Source organism: Cryobacterium sp. Sr8 (genome assembly GCF_004403225.1).
GTDB lineage: Bacteria > Actinomycetota > Actinomycetes > Actinomycetales > Microbacteriaceae > Cryobacterium > Cryobacterium psychrotolerans.
This window is the reverse complement of sequence record NZ_SOHO01000010.1, coordinates 1-1,451: the sequence shown is the minus strand read 5'-3', so window position 1 is coordinate 1,451 and position 1,451 is coordinate 1. Positions and strand designations below refer to the sequence as shown.

The window sequence follows — 1,451 nt, the reverse complement described above, 5'->3', positions numbered from 1 at the left end:
TGCCGCAGCCTCTCCGCGACCTTGGACAAGACCGCATCGCCGGCGTGGTGCCCGAGGCTGTCATTGACGACCTTGAACCGATCCAGGTCGATGAACAACACGGCAACTCCCCGTCCGTGGCGCGCCGCCTGGAGGAGCGCCTGGGCAAGCCGGTCCAGCAGGAGCAGTCGGTTGGGCAGGTTCGTCAGCGGGTCGTGGAAGGCGAGGTGCTCCACGCGGGCCTCGGCCAGTCGGCGGGCCGTGATGTCTTCCAATTGATAGAGGAAGCCCCCGACGTGTTCGCCTTCGTGGATTTCGGCGACGCTGACCTTCACCCAGGTCTCCTCGGCGTCGCTGCGCCGCATCCGTCGATCCCCGCGCTGCCGCGAGCCCTCCAGCGGACCGGCCGGCAGGGCATCCGGGCCGACGGTTTCGAGCGCCATGAACACCGTCTCGATGGGCTGGTCAAGCACTCCGCTCGACCGGCCCGTCAAGTCGAAAAGGCGCCGGTTGGCTTCCAGCACCCGGCCGTCGAGCCCCACGATGGCCGTTCCCAGCGGCGACCAGGCGAAGGCCGCCTCGAACCGCGCCCGGGCCGCCGACGCCGACTCCTCCGCGGCACGCAGGGCGGTCACGTCCGTGACGCTGGCCAGATGCCCGGTCACGATTCCCTGGTCACGAATCGGCGTCGTGGTGACCTGCACCGAATTGACCTGTCCGTCCTGGGTGCGAAAACGCACAGTGGCCGAATAGGCGGCGCCGACGGCGCTGCTCTCAGACCACTCGGCGCGTACCCGATCGAGGTCGTCGGGGTGCAGCGCCGACATCCAACCGTCACCCAGGGACGCTTCAAGGGTCAGTCCGCTCACGCGCAGCCACTGGTCGTTTGCGGTCAGCAGCCCTCCCGCGGCGTCGAGCTGCACGATGCCCACCGGCGCGAGCCGAACGAGCGCCTCGAGTGCGTCGGCGGTCTTCGCGAGCTCCTGGGTTCGGACCGCGACCGTGGTTTCGAGCATGTGGTTCGTCTCGGCCAGCCTGGTCAGCGCGCCTTCACGTTGCCGGTCGAGTTCGCGAAGCCTCAAGGCCGCTATCCAGGTCAACGCGGAGCCCAGAATGCTCATGCTCAGGACAAGGACGGCGAAGGCGAAGGGAATGTCGAACCAGCCCATGCGCTGCGCGGTCAAGAAGAGCCAGCCGAGGGAGAACGGACCAAGGATGAAGAAGGGAATCGCCGGACGAACCAGCCTTCCGGCGCTACCGCCGTCCCTCGCCAGCCCGGCCAAACCCGCGGATGGATGCTGAAGCAGGGTCGCCGCTGACAATACTCCGAGCTCGAGGGCAGTGAGCAGGGCCATGCTGGTGAAGCCGCCAACGGTATACAGCGAAGAAACGCCGTAGACGTAGCCGAGAATCGCGATCTGACTCACACACAAGGCGACGACCGCGAGGACGAGCGCCAACGTGCTCCGGGC

At 67.5% G+C, this 1,451-nt stretch carries 1 protein-coding gene; it reads right to left on the bottom strand.

The features are described from left to right. Positions 1 to 1,406 (bottom strand): PAS domain S-box protein (locus tag E3T54_RS01115; RefSeq protein WP_134474203.1); only part of this gene is annotated, 1,406 nt, incomplete at its 3' end. Positions 1,407 to 1,451 lie beyond the last annotated feature (45 nt).